General features: G+C 56.2%; 10 protein-coding genes. 7 read left to right on the top strand and 3 right to left on the bottom strand.

Features of this window, described 5'->3' with window-relative positions:
• The 5 genes from JW953_10180 to JW953_10160 form a co-directional block, all read left to right on the top strand.
• The coding region (locus JW953_10180) for a hypothetical protein (protein ID MBN1993060.1) at positions 1-2,633 on the top strand (2,633 nt) is incomplete at its 5' end.
• Positions 2,634-3,326 (top strand): hypothetical protein, encoded by a 693-nt coding sequence (locus tag JW953_10175; protein MBN1993059.1) that lies wholly within the window; start codon positions 2,634-2,636, stop codon positions 3,324-3,326.
• Between the two features lie 81 nt (positions 3,327-3,407).
• Positions 3,408-5,183: a glutamate mutase L gene (locus JW953_10170; protein MBN1993058.1), complete on the top strand. Its 1,776-nt coding sequence runs from the start codon at positions 3,408-3,410 to the stop codon at positions 5,181-5,183.
• Complete coding sequence (locus JW953_10165) at positions 5,158-6,243, top strand: hypothetical protein (protein ID MBN1993057.1); 1,086 nt, start codon at positions 5,158-5,160, stop codon at positions 6,241-6,243. The genes JW953_10170 and JW953_10165 overlap by 26 nt, the downstream gene beginning before the upstream one ends.
• Positions 6,244-6,338: 95 nt before the next feature.
• Positions 6,339-11,240, top strand: a complete 4,902-nt coding sequence (locus tag JW953_10160; protein ID MBN1993056.1) for a tetratricopeptide repeat protein — start codon at positions 6,339-6,341, stop codon at positions 11,238-11,240.
• Here the strand turns inward: JW953_10160 and JW953_10155 are convergent.
• The 3 genes from JW953_10155 to JW953_10145 are packed head-to-tail and all read right to left on the bottom strand — an operon-like array spanning position 11,206 to position 13,215.
• A complete protein-coding gene (locus JW953_10155; protein ID MBN1993055.1) occupies positions 11,206-12,078 on the bottom strand; it encodes an ATP phosphoribosyltransferase in 873 nt (290 codons plus the stop codon). The genes JW953_10160 and JW953_10155 overlap by 35 nt on opposite strands.
• 4 nt (positions 12,079-12,082) lie before the next feature.
• A complete protein-coding gene (locus JW953_10150; protein ID MBN1993054.1) occupies positions 12,083-12,526 on the bottom strand; it encodes a phosphoribosyl-AMP cyclohydrolase in 444 nt (147 codons plus the stop codon).
• Complete coding sequence (locus tag JW953_10145) at positions 12,526-13,215, bottom strand: YjjG family noncanonical pyrimidine nucleotidase (protein ID MBN1993053.1); 690 nt, start codon at positions 13,213-13,215, stop codon at positions 12,526-12,528. The genes JW953_10150 and JW953_10145 overlap by 1 nt, the downstream gene beginning before the upstream one ends.
• Positions 13,216-14,561: 1,346 nt before the next feature.
• On the opposite strand from JW953_10145, the gene JW953_10140 reads away from it, so the two are divergent.
• Both JW953_10140 and JW953_10135 read left to right on the top strand, forming a co-directional pair.
• A complete protein-coding gene (locus JW953_10140) occupies positions 14,562-17,876 on the top strand; it encodes an SH3 domain-containing protein (GenBank protein ID MBN1993052.1) in 3,315 nt (1,104 codons plus the stop codon).
• Between the two features lie 214 nt (positions 17,877-18,090).
• Complete coding sequence (locus JW953_10135) at positions 18,091-21,468, top strand: HEAT repeat domain-containing protein (protein MBN1993051.1); 3,378 nt, start codon at positions 18,091-18,093, stop codon at positions 21,466-21,468.
• The last annotated feature ends 35 nt before the right edge of the window (positions 21,469-21,503 follow it).

The raw sequence follows: 21,503 nt of genomic DNA, 5'->3' as shown, positions 1-21,503 counted from the left end.
CGGTTGAGGGGGAGGGCGAAGTGGAGCCGGAGACTCCTCCCTGGCTGGCCGAATGGCCGGAGGCAGAACAGGCTGAGCCACTGTCCCCTGAAGCCGCGTCCGAAGAAGAACTGGAGATGCCAGATTGGTTGAGTGGGATCCAAGAGACGCCGGTTGAGGAGAAGGGTGAAATGGAACCCGATACTCCCCCGTGGCTGGCCGAATGGCCGGAGGCAGAACAGGTTGAGTCAGCGCCAACTGAACCTGCTGCTGAAGTGGAACCGGAGACCCCTGCCTGGCTGACTGAATTGCCTGAAGCGCCGGATACCGGCTTACTCTCATCACTCCCGGAACCCAAATCCGCTACTAAGGCGGAACCGGAAATGCCGGACTGGTTATCTGATTTACCCAAAGCGCCTGATACCGGGACCTTATCGCTTCGCCAACACGATACGCCTGCCCCGTTGTCTGAGGCTGAGGAGTCACCCGGCGGCGAATTCTCTACCGAGCCTGCTGCCGAGGAAGAACTTGAATTACCCGCTTGGCTATCTGAACTGCCGGAAGTAGAGGCAGAACACCCCCCGGCGGCCCCGGTTACGCCTGCCACCGGCGGTGAAAGGGAAATGCCTGAATGGTTGTCTGAGGTAGAGGAAACTCCTGCTGAACCGTCGCTTGAACCTATCCCTGAAGAAGAGCTTGAATTGCCGGCGTGGTTGTCTGAATTGCCCCAAGAAGTGACAAAAGAGCCGCCAGCTATTGGCCAGGTTGAAGCGGTTGACGAGGCAAAAACTGAAGAGACTGGTTGGCTGTCCGACATCAAGATTCCGTCCGTTGAACAGCCGCCGGCAGCCTCTCCTGCTGAAGACACTTTCGATCTTGAATGGTTATCTGAAACAACACCGGCCGGGATGGAACAAGTGCCTGCGGCTGAGATAGAATCAGATACCCCCTGGTTGGCTGATGAAGATGAAGATGAAGAGCCGCCGCTGCCGCCCTGGTTAGCTGAAGATGAAGAGCCGGAAACATCCCCTCCAACAGTATCACCCGCCTCATCACCCGGTAAAAGTACAGATAAAGAAGAACCGGCCTGGCTGTCTGCGTTAGACGAGCCAATGGTTTCAGAAAAGCAGCCAGCGACCCCGGAAAAGGCGGAAACGGCAGAGGAAGAAGCGGACCTCCCGGCATGGTTATTCGACTCCCCCGAAACAACATCTGCCGATGAAACCGGAGAGGATATGGCCGGCAAGCCATCTTCTGGCGAAGATTGGTTGGCCGGCTTGCGCGAAGCCACAGAAGCCGTGGAAGCCGTTTTGCCCTCAGAAGAAAGCAAGCCCGCTACATCCCCCCCTCCTATTTCGCCTCCCCCCACAATTGATAAGGCCGACCCGCACAAATCAGACGAGCCAAAGCCGGGCGGCCCTAAAGCAAGTCAAGCGTTGCCTCCCTCGTCCGGGGCAGACTCACCTGTCCGGGGACAGGCCCCCGGCTGGCTGCAAGCGTTAAAACCGGCTGAAACTGTCGAAATGGTGCTTGAGGCCGAAGATGGGCAGGCCGTCGAGTCGACCGGCGTTTTGGCCGGTTTAACCGGCCTGCTCCCCGCCGAAAAAATGGTAACGGCCATCCCCACTATCACGCCCAAACCGGCTAACGGCCACGCCGACGCCACGCTGCAAGCCGCCCAGGATTTTTACGCCATTGCCACCCAACCCCCTCAACCGGCCGTGCTGCCTACCTTGCCGGGGCAACTACATAAACGTTTTATTATAAATAATGTCATTCGCACGGGGCTTTTTATTCTGTTCATTATTTTGTTAGCCTTACCCCTGTGGCCGGGTTGGTCCAAAACAACACCCTGGACAGAACCCCCGCCCGAAGTCAGTGATGTTTTGGGCGACCGGCGGCGTCAGATGATCAGCGAGCAGTTGGGCATTATTGACCGGCAACAGCCGGGCGCGGTGGCCCTGGTTTCTTTTGATTTTTCAACAGCCACCCAGGGCGAAATGCAACCGCTGGCCGAGGCCATCATTGGCCGGCTGCGAGGGCAAGGGATGCGCGTTATCCTGGTCAGCCTGGAGCCGGAGGGAGCAGCCCTGGCCCAGACCCTGTTGGATAACCGTGATGATGCGTATGGCGTTGAGGTGATCAACCTGGGTTATCTGCCGGGCCAGGTGGTGGCTGTGCGCGAGCTGGCTACCGGCCGGAAACAGCTTTCCACCATCAAGGATTTTAAGGAGGGCGTATCCCTTGAGAATCGAAGCGATTGGGGCAACGTCCATAACCTGCATCAGATTGACCTTTTGGTGACTCTGGCCGACAACCCGGCCACGGTTAAGTGGTGGGTTGAACAAATGGAAATAGTCTCTTCCCTCGGCCAGGATAAACAATTTTTATTGGCCGCCACCAGCGCCACCGCCGCGCCGTTTTTGCAGCCCTATCGCCACAGCGGCCAGTTAGACGGTTTGATAGCGGGGATCAACGGGGCGGCAGCCATTGAGGCCAGCCGCCAGCAGTTTGGCCCGGCCCGCCAAATGTTAGACAGCCAGAGCATTGCCCATTTGCTCATCATCGTCTTGATTGTGGCCGGGATTGTGGCCGGCTGGATGCCCCGACTCTCTTCCCCTGAACCGGAAAAGCAAGCAGAGGAGACCACTTAATTGCCGGAAATACTCTTCTCCGTTATTGCCGCCGTGCTTACCCTAATGGTGTTTAGCTATATTTTTGGCGACAACGCTCTTTTTAAGCTGGCGGCTCACATCTTTGTGGGGGTAGCCGTGGGATACGCCCTCCTGGTTGTCTGGCATCAGGTTTTTATTCCCACCTTAACTTCCGGCCATATTGTCAGCGTATTGCCCGCCTTGTTTTTGTGTTTTTTGCTCATATTTAAAATTCGGCCGGCTCAGGGGGAGGTCGGCAATGTGTTGGGCAGTATAACCCTGGCTTTTGTGTTAGGGGTAGGGGTGGCCCTGGCTGTTGGCGGCGCGTTGTTTGGCACGTTGTTACCCCAGGTGGCGGCCACGGCCGGCCTGTCGCTCAACCCTAACCATTACCCCAATACCGAAACCGAAGTGGGCCTGGTGCAATGGTTAAATAACATCATCATTATCTTGGGCACGTTGGGCGTATTTTTTTACTTTACCTTTGCTGTAAGAGCGTATGGTTTTTGGGGCGGCCTGCGTGAGGGCCTGGTCAGATTTTTGGCGGGCATGGGGCGTCTGGTGATTATTTTTACTCTGGGCGCTTTATTTGCCAATACCGTCAATTCGCGGGTGGCTTTGCTTATCTCCCGTTTACAGTTTTTGGCCGATACCGCCAACTTACTGGCCAATTTTTGGGGACAGGGCGGATAACGCCCAGGTTAGTTAGGCCGGTGACAATTGTTTTAGCCGTGATAATCACTTAAAAATCTTTTTTCTGCTACGCCTAGCCAAATGACCGTTTCAAAAATAGAAAGCATTCTGGCGGCTGATTGTGGCAACACCACCACTACAACGGCGCTTATTGAAGTTGTTGATGGCCAACATCGCCTGCTGGCTACGGGGCAGGCGACCAGCACCTATGGCCCACCCTGGCGGGATATTACCCTGGGCATCCAAGAAGCAACCCGCCAAATAGAAAAAGAAACAGGCCGCACCCTGCTGGCTCCCGGCGGCTGGCCGATTACGCCGCGCGGCGCGGGCCGGCAGGGCGTAGACGTTTTTGTGATGGTGTCCAGCGCCGGCCCGCCGTTGGCGGTGGCCCTGGCCGGTTTAATGCAGGATATTTCCCTGGCCAGCGCCCGGCGGGCCGCAGCTACCACCTACACCCACATTACGGCCGAATTATCCCTGGACAGCGACCGCCGCAGCCGCCGGCGCAGCGCCGAAGCCCAGGTGCAAACCCTCCAGGCCGACCCGCCCGAAGTTATTCTGCTCACCGGCGGTACGGATGGCGGGGCCGAACGTCCGGTTATTGAGATGGCCAACGTTATCTCCATGGCCCTGCAAGTGCTGCCCGGCAAACGCAAGCCGGACATCCTTTTTGCCGGAAATATTGATACCCACGCCCGCGTGTCCGAAATTTTGGGCGCGGTGGCCTGGCTCAGAACCATTGCCAACATCCGCCCCACGTTGGATGCCGAAAACCTGGCGAGCGTTCAGGTGGAGTTAGAAAATCTTTACCTGCAACGGAAACTGTTCCAATTGCCCGGCTTTGAGAAATTACAGAATTGGTCCCGCTTGCCCCCAGCCCTGGCCAGCAAATCGTTTGAAAAAGCAATCACCTACATTGGCCAACACAATCACCTCAACGTGCTGGGGGCCAACATTGGCAGCGGCGCAACCATGATTTCCACCCAGGCCCAAGACGTTCGAGGCTCTACCGTTCGCAGCGACGCCGGCGTGGGCCATAGCCTGGCGTCTCTCTTGAATATTGTCCCCCTGGAAAAAATTCGGCGTTGGCTGCCCTTCGATCTGCCCCTGGCAGAATTGCGCCATCAATTGTTGAATAAATGTTTACAGCCCGCCAGCATCCCCACCACAGAGGAAGAATTATTTATTGAACTTGCTGTGGCCAGGGAAGCTTTGCGGTTAGTGGTAGAGCAGGCCAGGGCCGGTTGGCCCTTGCAGCCCTCAACCGGCCGGCGCGATGTGCAGTGGAATTTGCTGGTGGGGGCGGGCCGTCCCCTGACCCAAACGCCTCAGGTTTACCAGGCGGCGCTGGTATTGTTAGACGCGCTTGAACCCTGGGGTGTGGCCAGCCTGGCCCTGGACGCCAACGGCCTGGCCAATATTTTGGGCGCTGTGGCCGTAGCGCAGCCGGTGGCGGCGGTGGAAGTGATGGTCCGGCATGCCTTTTTGAACCTGGGCACGGTGGTAGCGCCGGCCGGCCACGGTTCCCCCGGCAAACCCGCGCTGAATCTTAAAATTGATTACGGCGAGGGCGACCCGCTGGAAACAGAAATACCTTACGGCTCTATCAAGGTGCTTGACCTGCCGGCCGGTCGCAAAGCCACCCTGGAGATACGGCCCACCAATAATTTCAACATGATCGGCCAGCGGGGGCGAGGGGCGCTGGCCGAAGTGGAAGGAGGCGTTTTAGGCATTATCATTGACGCCAGGGGACGCCCGTTACGTTTACCCCGGGATGATACTATGCGGCAGGAGCGTTTGAAACAATGGTCGGCAGAAATAGGAGGGCGGCATGCAGCTTCCGGGCAGAACAATTAATGCCGATAGCAGCATCATGATTAATCGCACCCTCCCCGCAAACGGAGAGGTATTGGCGCAGCGCGGCCAGCAGGTAGAGGCCCTTGATGTGGTGGCCCGCGTTGAGCTGCCCCACCGTTACCGCATCATTGACGTGGCCCGACAACTGGCCCAGCCCGAGGTGGATATGAGCCGGGTAATGCTCAAAGCCGTGGGCGACTGGGTGAAGGCAAAAGAAGTTATGGCCGTGGCCGGGGGTGGTTTGCCCTTTTTGCAGCGCAGCGCCCGCGCTCCGGCAGCCGGTTACATTGCGGCAGTTGGTCCCGGCTGGGTTCTTTTGGAAACAGAACGCACCATCATCGAGATACAGGCGTTCATTAACGGGGTAGTGACCAAAATCATCCCCTACCGGGGAGTGGTTATTGAGGCTCACGGGGCCATGATCCAGGCCGCCTGCGGTTTTGGCGGCGAAGCCTACGGCCGGCTGCACCGGCTGGCCGCCTCGCCTTTTGAGTCGCTCCCGGCCGGGGCCTTGAACCAGGGTGTTGAGCAGACCATTCTGGTAGGCGGGCGTTCGGTGGACGAAACCCTGCTGCGCCGGGCCGAAGCCATGCAGGTGCGGGGCATTATAGTGGGCAGTATCAATGCCGCGCTCCTAAATTTAGACCCGCCGGTTAAAGTGCGGGTGGTGGCTACGGAAGGTTTTGGCCACGCGCCAATGTCGGCTTACACCTTTGCCTTGCTCACTGCCTTAAACGGGCGGCACGTCTCCATGCGGGGCCAAACCCCTGGCCTGGCTTCATCAGTTCAGGGCCAACCGGCAGCGCCCCCGGTTATTTTAGCCACCACCAGTGGCCTGGCCTTGCCCAACGCAACCGGCGCGCAGCCGGCGCGGGAGATTAAGGTAGGCAGCCGGGTGCGCATTACGCGGGGAAGCTTATTGGGCGTCACCGGCCATATTGCCTCTATGCCGGCAGAACCGCAGCCTGTCCCCGGTGGGGTGGTTGCGCCGGGGGCTTATGTCACCATAGATAAGCAAGAGCATTTTGTTCCCTGGGCTAATCTTGAGCAAGTGCAGTAGGCTCCTTTTTACCAAAAAAGCCTATAGCGTTTTAACTCAAAAACCGATATAATAAGATAAATTACCAAACCCCAACCGTTGGTAAAGGCAGAGGCATGAGAGTAAAAATTTGGGGAGCGCGGGGGTCCGTTCCCACCCCCATCCGGCCGGAGGAAGTGCGGGAGAAAATTGTTTCGGCCATCCTCAATATCTCCAAAGTGGAAAGCGGCACATTTAGAGAAGAACTCATTGCCGCGGTATTAGATGACCAAATGGTCATTGCCCCCACGCACACTCACACGGGCTTATTGCGGTTGCAACAGGAACGTCGCCAAATTATTGAAACCTACCTGGATGGTTTATCGCCGTTGGGCAGCATGACGGCCGGGGGCAACACCCCCTGCATCGAAATCCGTTCAGACGACGACCTGTTCATCATTGACGCCGGTTCCGGTATCCGCGAATTGGGCCGGGAGTTGATGCAGGGCGTGTGGGGCCAGGGCCAGGGCGTGATCCACCTGTTCTTCAGCCATCCCCATTGGGACCATATCCAGGGGTTTCCCTTTTTCCGGCCCGCCTTTATCCCCGGCAACAAAATCTTTATCTACGGCGTGCATGATCTGGAAGCGGCTTTGCGCCGGCAGCAAGAGCCACTCAGTTTCCCGGTGTCGCTGGACTACATGCAGGCCGAAATAACCTTTATCCACCTGGAGCCGGGCGAGCCGCTTGAGTTTGGCGACCTGCGCCTCCACACCATCCGCAACCATCACCCCGGCGACGCCTACTCTTTTCGCTTTGAAAAAGGAGACAAGGTATTTGTTTACGCCAGCGATGCGGCCTACCCCAGCGGGGCCGACCTGCGGCCCTATCTTGACTTTTTTGCCGGGGCCAACGTGCTTATTTTTGACGCCCAATTTACCCAGCGCGAGTCTGACGAAAAAGAGGATTGGGGCCACAGTTCCTCGTTTATGGGCGTGGAGATGGCCCAGGCGGCCCGCGTTGAAAACCTGCTGCTCTTCCACTACGATCCCACCTACACCGACCAGGACCTGGAAAAAATTTTGGCCGACACCCTCAAGTTCCAGCAAAATCAATATCCCGGGCAAAAGCCGGTCAACGTGATGATTGCCCAGGAAGGCCACATGTTTGACCTCACCCCCACCCAAAGCGCCCAACTAAAACAGGTACCCGGCGGCAAAGCCGCCATCTTAAAAGCCACCGGCATTTTTGACGAGCAGGTGGTGGCCGAATTGAAACAACAGTTGGCCGAATTGGTGGAAAACGGCTGGCCCACTCAACTGATCATTGACATGTCTGAGGTGGAATTGATGCAAGTGGCCGGACTCAGGGCGCTGGTCAGGTTTCGCAAAGAAACCAGGGGCGCGCACCTGGCTTTGGCCGGCCCCTCCATCAACGTGCAGCAGCTCATTGAACTGGCCGGCTATCTTGACTTTTTTGCCATCTACCCCTCGGTCCATTCCGCCCTCAACGCTCTGCGCGTGCGCGAAACCCTGAACCTGCCCGGCCAAACCTTAAAAAACCGTTACTACATTGAAGACAAAATTGGCGAGGGTATTTTGGGCACGGTGTTCAGAGCCACCGACACCCGCCTTAACCAGCCGGTGGCCATTAAAATTCTATCGGCCTCTTTTAGCGAGGAAGCCATTGAGCAATTTTTGGACCAGGGCCGCCAGATAGTTGAACTGGATCACCCCAATATTGTTAACGTTTATGATTGCGACGAAGAACACGGCCTTTCGTTCATGGTTGAGGAGTTGGTTGAAAGCAAACTACTGCGCGACTTGATTGACGAGGGCGGCGGGCAGCCGGTTCCCTTTGACCTGGCCCTGAGCATTGCCCAAGACATTGCCCTGGGCCTGGAATATGCCCATAACCACGGCGTTATTCACGGCGACCTCAAGCCCAAAAACGTGCTGCTGGCCGGCCGGGTAAAGATCAGCGATTTTGGCCTGGGCCGCCTGGAAAGCGGCAAATCGTTGCTTAATTTTGACGTGCCCCTGGCTTTGGTCACCGCCCACTACCTGGCCCCGGAGCAAGTGCTGGGCCACCCCATTGACGCCCGCACCGATTTATACGCCCTGGGCGTGATGATGTACGAATTGTTCACCGGCGTGCGCCCCTTTGAAGGCAGCGATGAGGAAGTGCTGGAACACCATCGCCGCAGTATTCCCCAATCGCCCCGCGCCCTCAACCCCAACCTGTCCTGCTCGTTGGAACACCTCATCCTGAAACTGTTGGATAAAGACCCCACCAAACGTTACGCCACCGCCCGCCGGGTGCGCAGTATCCTGGCCGCCCTTGTGTCGCCCGTTAGCCGGGAACCCCTGGCGCGCCACTCCCGGCCGGCCCTGGTTGGCCGGGAAAAACCGCTCCGGCGTTTGGCCGAATTGTGGGCCGAAACCCAACAGGGCCGGGGCCAGCTTGTGTTCATTACCGGCGAGCCGGGCGTAGGCAAAACCCGGTTGGCCCAGGCCCTGGTCCAGCAGGTTGAGCAGACGACCATCCTGATCGGCCATTGCTGCCGGTCAAAAAAATATTCGGCCTACCAACCTTTTATTGACGCCCTGAAAAGTTATTTGTCCTGTGCCCCGGCCGATCATGATCCGGTAAAACAGGTGTTAGCCGAGATCTGCCGGTTTGTGTCCGAAATCCCTCAATTGATTCCGGCCGCAGCAACAGCCGATGCCCAATCCCCGCCGGCCGAAATTACCGGCGTGGCCGGCATCATTGCCCGGGCCGCCCAAAAACAGCCCTGGTTGTTTATTTTGGATGATTTGCAGTGGGCCGACCAGAGCAGCCTGCAACTCTGGCACTACCTGGAGCGTCACTGCGCGCAGATGAGCCTGATGATGGTGGGCCTTCATAATGAAGACAAAGCAGGCCGGAACGATGATCCGGCCCAAAATCAGTGCCTGGTCCAACTGCTGGCCGACCTGCCGCGTTATGTTACGTTCCACTCTATTTCTTTAGAGCGACTGCCTCAAGGCAAGGTCAAGGAAATGTTGGAAAATATCTGGCAGCAGCCGGTGCCCCTGGACCTGGTGGCGGCAATTTATCGCCGCACGCAGGGCAACCCCCTGTTTGTGGACGAGGTGGCCCGGGGTTTGTTGGAGGAGGGGGTAGTGGCCCGGCGTGACGCCCGGCGGCGCCTGGCCTCAGTGGTGGAGAGCGACCTGCCCAAAAATATTCACGAAGCCGTCCATCGCCGGATTGATCGTTTGAGCAAGGAAACCCAAACCCTTTTGTACCAGGCCGCCATCCTTGGCCCCACCTTCCGCTTTGCCGACCTGCACGAGATGAGCGACCTTTCGGAATGGGATGCGCTGGAAAACCTGGATATTGCCCTGGAGCGGCAATTCATCAGAGAAACGCCGCACGAGGGCGTGCTGCGCTTCAAACACCCGGAGATCCGGCAAGTATTTTATCAAAATCTGGGCGGGCTTAAACGGCGGTTGATGCACCGCGAGGCCGGCGAGGCCCTGGAACGGCGTTACGCCGCCGAAACCGAAACCATTGCCCCCGCCCTGGCCGGCCATTTTCACCAGGCCCAGGAATCTGAAAAAAGGTTAAAGTATAGCTTACAAGCAGCCACACAAGCCGAGGCCCGCTATGCCGGCCCCATAGCCTTGTTCTGGTATACGCAGGCCCTCGAAGCCCTGGATCACCTGGAGCGGAATGACAAAACTGAGCAGCAGCAATTTGAGTTGTTGTTGGCCAGGGAACAAATCTATAGCCGGCAGGGCCAGCGCAAAGCCCAAGCCGCCGATTTGGTGACTCTACAAACGTTGGCCCAAACGTCTGGTGATCCGGCCCGGCAGTCCGCCGTGCATAACCGGCGGGCGGCTTACGAACGGGCGGCCAGTCGTTTTGTCCAGGCCACTACCGAGGCCGAAGCAGGCTTGCAGACGGCGCGCCAGGCCGGGAATCCTGTTTTAGAGGGCGAAAGTCTGGAGCAAATGGCCCAGATTGCCATTAACCGGGGCGATTTTAAGGCGGCGCGCGAACATCTCCAGGCTGCCCAAAATATCTTTGCCAAAGCTGAATGTCAACATGGCCAGGCCCGGTGTCTCAATGCGTTGGGCACCGTCCACCGGCAATTGTATGATTACGCCCAGGCAGAAGATTATTACCAGCGCGCCCTGACCATCAATCGGGCGGTGAGCCATTGGCCGGGCCAGGCAGTTTGCCTGAGTAATTTGGGGGCGTGGTATCAGGAGACGGGCGATTACGCCGGCGCTAAAACGTTAGGCCAACAAGCTCTGGAAATCAACCGTTTGATCGGTTATCGGCGCGGAGAGGCCATTTGCCTGCACCGCCTGGCCTTGATTTATAAAGCGTTGGGGCATTATCAAACGGCTCAAACGTATCTCCAACAGGCCATGACCATCCGGCGGCAGATTGAGGATAACCAGGGGGAGGCCGAAGATTTAAGGGCTGTCGGCTTTATTCACCTGGATAACGGGGAGTATGCTGCGGCCCGGGAACACATTGGCCAGGCGTTGGAGATATTCCAGAGCCTCAAAATTCGCGCTTTTGAGGGCGATACATGGTTGGTGTTGGGGCTGGCTTTAGAAGGATTGAATGACCTGGTGAAAGCCAGGCATGCTTATCAGCAGGCGCAAACCATCCATACCCAGGCCGGCAAAGAGGCCGGCGTTATTGAGGCGCGAGCCGGTTTGGCCCGCTGTCTACTGGCCAAAGGCGAGGTGGGCCAGGCCCAAACCGAAATAGATGTCTGTTTGACCTGGCTCAAGCCCCACGCCACCCTGGGCATTCACGATCCCATTCGCCTTTATTTGACCGTTTACCGGGTTTTGCAAGCCGCCGGTAATACCGAGGCCGCCGCCGAAGTTTTGCAAACGGGCCTGGCCCTGCTCCGTCGCCATGCCGATAATATTGACGACCCCGAGTTGCGCGCTTCGTTTTTGGAAAACGTGCCGGAAAATAAAGAGCTTTTGGGGCTTAATAAATCACACTATTCAACGGATATTCAATAATCCCCTCGGCCCCGGCTTTTTTGAGCCTGGGAATGACATCTCGCACGGTTTGTTTGTCAATCACCACTTCCAGGGCCACCCAATCGGCGTCAGTCTGATTAGAAATGGTGGGGGTGTGCAGCGCCGAAAGCTGGCCGGAAACCTGTTCCAGTTTGGACTTGGGCACGTTCATCTTCAGCCCCACCTTGCCCTCGGCTTCCAGCGCGCCCTTGAGCAGCATAGCCACTATCTCTATTTTTTCACGCTTCCACCGGTCGGCCCAGGCTTGCTGATTGGCAATAAGTTTGGTGTTTGATTCCACCACCGTATCCACAATCCGCAGGCGGTGCGCCCGCAATGAAGCGCCGGTTTCCGTGCCCTCAACAATGGCGTCAACCAGATGCGGCACTTTAATCTCTGTTGCGCCCCATGAATACTCCACTTCTGCCGAAACGCCATGCCGTTCTAAATATCGCCGGGTGGCCTGCACCAGTTCGGTGGCAATGCGTTTGCCTTCCAGGTCTTTCACGCTGTGAATATCCGAAGCCTCCGGCACAGCCACCACCCAGCGATAAGAATCCGAGGTGGATTTGCTGTAAACCAAATCTTCCACTTCAACCACGTCCGCGTTGTTTTCGGTAATCCAGTCTTTGCCCGTTAAGCCCACGTCCAGCACGCCGCGTTCCACGTAGCGGGCCATTTCCTGGGCGCGGAACATCAAACACTCAATCTCCGGGTCGTCAATTTGGGGCACGTAAGAACGGCCCGACAGCGATATTTTATAACCGGCCTTGCCAAAAAGTTTTATGGTTGATTCTTGGAGACTGCCTTTAGGCAAGCCCAGTTTCAAAACACTCATTCTGTTAAAGATCCCTTTCTTGTTCAGTTACAAATTCCAGTTGCCCCTGCTTGATCCGGCGGTAGTAACAACTCAGCCGCGCTTTTCCGGCAGCGTTTTTGGTATGACATGCGCCCACGCCCAGAGGTTTGACCAGGTACAACAAAGAATTTTGTTCGCAATTCACCCGTATCTCCACAATGGCCAGGGTGTCGCCGGAGGTGGCCCCCTTGATCCATAACTCATCCCTGGAAGTGCTCCAAAACGCAGCCACCCTGTGCGCCAGCGTATAATTTAGCGCCGTTTCATTGGCGTAGCCTATCAGCAGCACCTCGCGCGTGTCGGCGTGCTGCACCACTACCGGCAGCACCGCCGCCCGCGCCTGGGCCACTTTTTTCAATTTGTTGAAGTCAAGCAATAGCTCGCTGCCCTCTTCCAGGCGTTGAGGCTCTATTTTTTGTTGGATCATTATTTAACGCTCTCCAATATCCTGGGCAGTTCCGCTAACGTTTGTATTTCAAACGTAGGCAGTATTTGGCCGTTTATTTGTCTGTGCGGGTTGAACCAACACGTATCAATCCCGTAATTGCGCCCGCCCTGAATATCCGAGGTCAGGCTGTCGCCGATGATCAACACCTCATTTTTGGCCGGATGGCGCATGCGGGCAAAAGCAAGGCTAAAAATTTGCGGGTCCGGTTTGGCCGCGCCAACTTCTTCGGAGATAATGATTTCTTTGATGTGCCTATAAATGGCTGAACCTTTGAAGCGGGGCCTTTGCACTTCGGCCAGGCCGTTGGTGATGATGAGGATATTATATTTTGGCGACAGTAATTCAACGGTTTCCTCTGCCCCTGCCATCAAAAAAGAGGCTGCGGCCAGGTTGGCCAGGTAGGCGGCGCTAAAAACTTGCGGGTTATAAGTAATGTTAACCGTTTCAAAAAGCAATTCAAAACGTCGCGTTCTGAGGCTGGCCTGATCTATTTTGCCCTGTTCAAACTCAAGCCAGATGGCGTGGTTGATGCGGCGATACGCATGCAAATACCGCTCCTCAAACGGATAGCCGAGTTGCCCAAAGGTATGTTGCAGGGCAAATTGTTCAGCCCGGTCGTAATCAAATAAGGTGCCGTCGGCGTCAAAAAGTAGCCATTTGTATTTCATCCCGGTACTCCATAACCTAACCGCTTCTGCGGGATTAAAGCAACCGGCCTACTGTACTATAGCCCGTCTCATTTCGCAAGCATAGCGCTGTTAAATTTCGGCAAAAGCCAAGGTAGGGATTGCTACGGCTAGCAGCCTGTCGGAGAGAAAAGATTTCCAACAAACGAGATCAATGTTAAGCTAAAGGCCATCAGCAAGAACACTGTGCTGGCTACTTAACTCATCCGTCAGGGCAACGAGGGTTTTCGCCGTAAAATTACCAATCTGAGTAGAGATTTATTCTTGACAAATGACCCTTTTCGCCGTATCATATCTGCATATCCCCCCTATTCTTTTGAGAATAGGGCGCGAGGCCGTAGCAGATGCTGCGGCTTCTGCATTTATACCCCACCATTGTTTATGTAGACGGATTTAACCTCTATTACGGTTCGTTAAGAGGAACACCTTACAAATGGCTTAATCTGCAACGGTTATGTGAGCTATTGCTACCCCAAAACGAGACTATCGCCATCAAATATTTCACCGCCAAAGTCAGCGCTCGGCCTCACGATCCTGACCAACCAATTCGCCAGCAAACCTATTTACGGGCGCAGAAAATAACCTTGATTTTTTACCCCCCAAAAAATAAACCGTTTAGACGTTATCCCCAAATAACTTCCTGGTTCTTCCAGAATTTCCGTGGTGTAGGGGCAGGTCTTGTGCCTGCCCAGGGCGACCACAAGGATTCGCCCCTATATATTGGGGTATGCCACGGAAAATCCCAAAGAGCCAACTTCCTTTGTCATCACCACCAGTACCAAGTAATTGGCAAACAAAGCCCTAATCCAGAAACCCTGGCCGAACCGCCAATTTGGCCAGGCCGCGTGCATTGGACAGCACGGTTCGTGCATCACCACAGCGTGGGGTCTTGAGAGGTTCAAGCAAATCAGAGTCGTTGGTGATGAGCACCGCGACATCAAAACGTTGCTTATGCCCACATTGACGAGATGAGCCGCAATGTTCACACCCGAACCTTTTTCTTCGGTTTTGATGACCTTAACCGATTTGGCCGGATTGCTTGCCAGAGGCATACTAATCTCGTGGGCCAGAAAATAACTTTTTATGGTATAATAATTGCCATATATCCTAACCTGGACAAGCCAGAACCAAAAAGTTTCAGACCTGCACTACGATTGGAGTGATGTAAAATACCTCAACTCCCCAAGTCGAGACGAGGTGATCGAGATGGCAACCATGCTGATGACAGAAAAATAGCGTGGTGATCATCCTGGCAATGTACAAGAAGTTAGTTGTTAAGGTAGTACTAATGTGCTTTATTCCTGGCTAGATTGAAATGGAGGAATTTGATGACTAGAATTTTCAGCATGTCCCGCCTCAAGGTTGTTGTTTTATTGATTACGCTCACCACTCTGGCTTGCAGCCTTAGTTCTGGGTTAGGTCAAAGTGGTGGTAAGCCAAATGCTGTCATTACCTATCCACAAAATGGTGTCAATGTGGTGATGGGTCAAGTAGTGGTAGTAGAATTTGGCGCAACCGATGTTCAAGGTGTGGCGCGAGTGGAGTTGTTGATTGATGGTCAGCCCGTTTACAATAAACCGGTTGAGCCGCCTGTCAATGTGCTACGCGATAGTTATCGCTGGACTCCGCAGGCTGTTGGCAGCCACGCGCTTGAGCTTCGCGCGTATAATGTAAAAAACCAGGCAAGCGACCCCCACGTGGTCACGGTAAGCGCCTCCCAGTCCGTCCTCCCCGAACAACCGTCTGCGCCGGGAGAGGGCGCGGTTGCGCCTACCCCTACCCTGGTTGCCCCTCCCAGCCTGGTCGAGCCGAGCCAGGCCGTCAGCGGCGCGCAACCGGTCAGCATTGTCAGCAGTAGCCCGCGCGCCACGATTATTGTGAAGGGGTTGTATGTCCGGGCCGGGCCGGGCACCAATTACCCGATTCTGGGCGTGCTGGCGTATGGTCAATCTGCGCAGATTACGGGCAAAAACCCGGAGGGAACGTGGTGGCAGGTTGTTTATCCCTCCGACAGCGACAGGCGGGGTTGGATTTCGGCCAATGCTCAATATTCCTCGCCCAGTAATGTGGCGCAACTGCCAATTGTGAATGTGCCGCCCCCACCTTCGCCCGGCGCTCCACCGACGCCACCGCCGCCGCCTCAAACCAAGCCGGTCATCTATAAATTCGTCGCCGACCGCACTATCATCAATCCTGATGAGGAGGTGGTGTTGAGTTGGGATTTAGAGGGCGGTCTGAACACGGTGGCCTATCTGGTCTATGAAGACCACCGCGACCCTCTGGTTTCTCCGGGTAAACAGGTTATTAAACTGAAACGTACGACCGACTTTACGTTATACACCAAAAATCCGGCTGGCGAAACCACGGCCGGGCTGCGCGTCGAGGTGATTCCTGGACTGAGCACGCCCAAATTACTCTATCCGGCCGACGGCGCCGTCTTTAATCATACCTCTCGCCAGACCATCCTGGAGTGGAAATCGGTGGCGAACGCCAGAAAATACCGGGTGGAGATTGATGCTCACGACATCTGCCAGGCCGGTAAATGGTGCAGCAATGTGGGGGGCAAAACCAAAATCGCCGAAACGAGCGACACCTGGTATGTTGACACCGCCCCCAATAATCTCACTTTATTCCGATGGCGTGTCTGGGCGGTAGATGCTCAAAATCGAGAAGGCCCCAAAAGCGAGTGGCGACACGTGTTCTATCAACCCTGTCCCACCCCCAACTGCGTTGACCCGCCCCGACCGCCGGTACCTATCACCCTCGACGGCACCATTTTTAGCGATAAAACCGTCCCCATCAACCTGCAATGGCAGTCGGTGCCGAATGCGAATGTGTTGCGGTACGGCATTCAAATTCAGCGGTACGAAAATGGGACGTGGCGCGACCTCGTTCTCGAAGGGGTGACGACGACCAGTTACCAACTGGCTGTAGGCAAATTTGGCTTCAATCTCAAAGAAGCCTATCGCTGGCAACTCTGGATAGTCAACACCGATGGCGTTTCCAGCTCCAGAACCGATTGGTTGTCTTTCTCTTACCAGGCCCCTCCTGTACCCCCTGGGCCGCCGACCCAGCCGCCGAAAATTACTATCCAACTGCCGCCGGTGCCGGCCAATCAGCCGATCAAATTGACCTGGGAGCCGCTCCCCGGCGAGAATATCCGGTACGTTATCGAAATCAAATCCAGCAGCGGCAAATCTAAAACGTTTGAGGTGACGACACCGGAGTTTATCTTTATTCCCGTGCAACTGATGGCGGAACTGGCGCAAGCGCCATTGCAATTGAGCGACCTCTTTGCCAGTCTGACCGGCGCGCCTCTTTTGGCCCAACAACCCGTAGAAACATGGCAATGGCGCGTGTGGGGCAGGAACAACGATGGGGATGGACCGCCCAGTGATTGGCAAACGTTAACGGTGCTGCTTGAGGGTGGAGACCCCGACACCCCTCCTGGCCCTGGCCCAATGCCGTCTACACCTCTTCCTGCTCCCGTCCTCAATAGTCCGGCCAACGGCTTTGTGTCGAATACGCCCCAGTTTAGCCTGGCCTGGTCAGCGGTGGACCAGGCTGTGGGCTACGTGGTTGAGGTTGACTTCTTTGACAAGTGTGGGCCGGGTAAATGGTGCGCCGACTCCGACCCCGGTAATCTGCAAGTCATCGGAGTGACTGAAACGACCTACGTGTTGAACTGGGACCCGAATCTGCAACGGGGTCGCTGGCGCGTAGCGGCGGTTGACGCGGCCAATAATCCCGGCGCGAAAAGCGATTGGTTTGAATTTGCTTACCAATCACAAGTGACCCCTCCCAATCCAAACGTCCTGCCCGCGCCTGGCAACCCTTACCCGGCCGATGGAGCCACGGTCAACGGCACCACCAATATCATTGCCCTGCAATGGGATGCAATCCCCAATGCCGCCGGATATAACTTTGAAATTGAGGGCGTAGGTGGAATTGCCTGCCCGGTTAATGCCTGTTCGATGGAGTGGAATGGAACCAATCCAATTCGCTGGCGAGCGTGGGCAATAGATGCCGCCGGCGCCGCGGGGACTCAAAGTCCCTGGTGGCAGTTTACCTATGTTTATACCCCACCGGAACCGCAGCCGCAACCAACCACCGAACCCACTACCGAACCGCAACCTCAACCAACCACTGAACCTGGCCCAACCATTCTCCCCGTCACCGAGACTCCCGGCAATCCCTTCCCGGCCGATGGCACCCAGATTGATGCCACCACCTCCCGTGTCGCCTTACAGTGGGGGTCTGTAGCCAATGCGGTGGGCTATGTGGTTGAGATTGAAGGAGTAGGCCAATTCTCGGTGGTTGACCCGGTGTATGCTTTTGAGTGGAATGGGGCAGCGCAAGGCCGCTGGCGAGTCTGGGGTATGGACGCCGCCGGCAATCCCGGCCCGCAAAGCCCCTGGTGGACATTTTTCTATGTCTTAAGCCCACCACCAACCCAGGAACCGCCGGCACCGCCAACCCAGGAACCACCGCCACCGACCGAGGAACCACCGCCCCCACCGACCGAGGAACCACCGCCACCACCGACCGAGGAACCGCCGCCGACCGAGGAACCGCCGCCGCCAACCCAGGAACCACCACCGCCACCAACTCAGGAACCATCGGCGGGGGGTGGAGGTGGATAGCCTCCTGACCCGGAATGGTTGATAGACAAATTTAATAATAATGAACCGTTCCGCAATTCATATTATCATTACTGGGGAGCAGGTTTTGAACTTACTCCCCAGTTTTGTATATTTAGTGCCAATGTCAGCCTGATGCTTTGAGATTGGGCCAGTCTTTGAGACTGGCCCAATCTAGCCACATTCAAACAATCAGCGTGCCAGATGCATTAGGGAGATGTCCATTCTGAATAGACTATCGGTTGCCTTAAATATTCGCCCCGGCGAGGGGCAACTGGTCATGCTGCTGCTGGTGCATTCGCTTTTCATAGGGATTGCCAAAGTTTTTACCAGCGCCGCGGCCAGCGCTTTATTCATCAATGCGTATAGCGCCCAGGCCTTGCCCTATGTTTATATCGGCGTAGCTGTCGCGGTCAGCCTGGTTGGATTCGTCTATACCAGGCTGGAAGAACATCTCTCCTTTAAGGCGCTGCTGGTGGCTAACTTGAGCATGTTATTGATGGGACTGGGCGCCTTTCGCTTGGTACTGGGGCTAACCGGGGCCAGGTGGCCAACGTTAGCCCTGATGATTTGGTTTGAAATGTTGTGGGCCCTGACCGGCCTGGAATTTTGGGGCTTGGCCAGCCGGCTGTTCAATTTACGCCAGGGCAAACGCCTGTTTGGCCTGGTCGGTTCTGGAGAGGTAACGGCCACGATTATCAGCGGCTTTGCCATGAGCTACCTCGTGGCCCTCATCGGCACACCCAACCTGCTGCTGGTGGCGGCCGGCGGCGTGGCCGGTTCGCTGGGGATGCTTCTCTATATTGCCCACCTGTACCACGACCAGCTTGCTGCCCCCGTTGATACCCTCCAACGTCAACGGTCTCAACCGGCCAAAGAGCAAAAATCATACCTGGATTTCTTCAAAAATCGTTACATCGTCTTAATTTTTGCCCTGTCTGCCACGGCCTTGCTCAGCTATTATGTTGTTGACAACGCCTTTTTTGACCGCGCCCAGGTTCGCTATACCAACGCCGACCAACTGGCCGCTTTTATAGGCAACTTTTTGGCGATGGCCGGAATACTCTCACTGGTCAGCCGGATTTTCATCTCAGGACCGTTTATGGAACGATACGGCTTGTTGGGTGGGCTACTCTCGCTGCCGACAATGGTCGCTATCGGCGCCATATTGGTCATCATCATTGGCACCGGCTGGGGACCAATTGCGTTTATTTTCTGGCTGACCACCGCCGCCAAGTTATTTGACAGTAGCCTCAGATATTCGATTTACCGCTCCGGTGGACTGGTTCTCTACCAACCCCTCCCGGCTCAACAACAATTACAGGTTCAAACGGCGGTGGAGAGCGTCGTCGAACCCATGGCCGGGGGGGTGGCCGGCATTCTCTTGCTGGTTTTAACCAACTATCTGACGTTTGGGGCCATCCAGCTTTATTATATTTTGCTCGTCATCCTGGTAGGCTGGATTATCCTTATCTTTTTATTAAACCGGCAATACGCCGTCGTTCTGACCCAAGCCCTGACCCGGCGCCGGCTGGAGGGTGATTTGCTGGCCCTGGCCGATGGGTCCAGCCTGGCCGTGTTGCAGCAAGGACTTAATAGTCCGCACGTGGGCCAGGTTCTCTACGCTTTGGATGTCCTGGAAGAAATTGAGCACGAGTCGCTTGACACATTTCTGCGTCGAGCCTTGCGCCATCCTGCCCCGGAAGTGCGGCTGGAGGCGCTGCGGCGTATTGAACGCCGGCAGGCGACCTCGGCCCTGCGCGCTGTCAGGTTGGTTGTGACGTATGAACAGGTGGTCCTGGTGCGAGCGGCGGCTCTGCGCGCTCTGGCCGCCCTGGGCGGCGCAGACGTGGTGGAAAATGTAAAACCTTATCTGGATGACGCCAACCCTCAAATCCGGCAAGGCGCGCTGATTGGCTTGCTCCGCAGCGGCGGCATTGAGGGCGTGCTCATCGCCGGGCAACAATTGTTGCAAGCCGTCGCCGCGCCTGATAGCGCGGAACGCGCCTTTGCCGCCCAAGTTTTGGGAGAAGTGGGCATTAGTAGTTTTTACCAACCCCTCCAGAATTTACTGCAAAACGAAAACGTCGTGGTTCAACGGGCCGCCCTGGTGGCAGCAGGTAAACTGCGGGCCCCGCAATTGTGGCCGTTGGTCATTCAAGCTTTATCTACGCCTAACCTGTCCACCGCGGCGTTTTCGGCCCTGGCAGCCGGAGGCGAGGCGGCGCTGCCACAAGTGCGGGCCGCTTTTGACCGCCCCGGCCAATCCCGCCAGACCTTGATCCGGCTGGCCCGGGTCTGCGGCCGTATGCGGGGAAACCAGGTCATCGCCCTGCTGCGCGATAAGCTGGATTATCCTGACCGGGATGTTCGTCTACAGGTGTTAAAATCGTTGAACGGGTGCGGCTATCGCCCTGAGCCGGAAGAGGCGGCCTTGATTCGTGACCGTCTCAAGCAAGAAGTCGCCGACACCACCTGGCTGCTGATGAGCCTGACCGACCTGGGTGAAGACGAGATCTTAAAACCCCTCCGGCGCGCCCTGCATCATGAATTGGCGCAAAACCAGGCCTGTCTTTTTTTGCTGCTTTCTTTTGTACACGACTCGGCCTCAATTCTACAGGCTCAAGAGGCCCTGCGGGATAGCTCGGCTGAAAAAAGAGCCTATGCCCTGGAAGTCATTGACCTTTTGCTGCCGGCGGAATTAAAAGCGATATTACTGCCCCTGTTTGACGAGACGATTTCTCCCCAGCGCCGACTGGAACAATTAACGGCTGTTTTTCCTCAACAAAAATTGGGCCAATCCCAGCGACTGGTCGAGCTGTCCCAACCAGATAACCGACTCGGCGACTGGATTACAGCCTGCGCCCTGGATGCCATAGCCCACCTCTCTCTTACGGAGGCCGCGCCGGTTGTCAGCAAAGCCCTCGCGGCGGCCAATCCCATGGTGCGGGAAACCGCCCTGTGGGCCCTGATCAAGTTGGCCCCGGCCGGATATTGGCCCCCCCTTACAGCCTGCAACGACCCCAGTCCCCAGGTGGCGCGGGTAGCGCAACATTTGCAAGCAGTTAGAAACGGAGCCAAAGTGACCATGTTATCAACCATAGAAAAGGTTTTTGCTTTGAAAGCCGTAGATATTTTTGCCGAGACCCCCGAAGAAGCGCTGGCCGAAGTCGCTTCTATCCTGGAAGAGGTAGAGGTCAAGAGTGGCGAAACAATTTTTGCCAAAGGTGAACCGGGCCATAGTTTGTATCTGATCTTTGAAGGTCGCGTCCGGGTGCATGACGACCAACAAACCCTGGCTGAACTGGGCAACGGCGACATTTTGGGAGAAATAGCCCTGTTTGAATCCGAGTTACATTCGGCCGCGGCCACGGCGCTGGAGGATACCCGCCTGTTGCGCCTGGACCAGTCCCCCTTTTATGAGTTGCTGGCCGACCGGAGTGAGGTTGCCCAGGGGGTCATTCGCGTCTTAGGCCGGCGGATACACCTCCTGAACCAAAAGTTGGCCGATTCGCAAGGCCAACTTGACCAAAAGCGCGAAAAACCCGGCAAGTCCAGGGATGTTTTGCTGGACGGCATCATGAGAAAGTTGTAAAGAACGGTTCAGCCTCGTCGCCTTGCGCCACATTA

This window comes from Anaerolineae bacterium (genome assembly GCA_016931895.1).
GTDB lineage: Bacteria > Chloroflexota > Anaerolineae > 4572-78 > J111 > JAFGNV01.
Note: the sequence above shows the minus strand (reverse complement) of the source record. Positions and strands in the feature narration are given on the sequence as shown.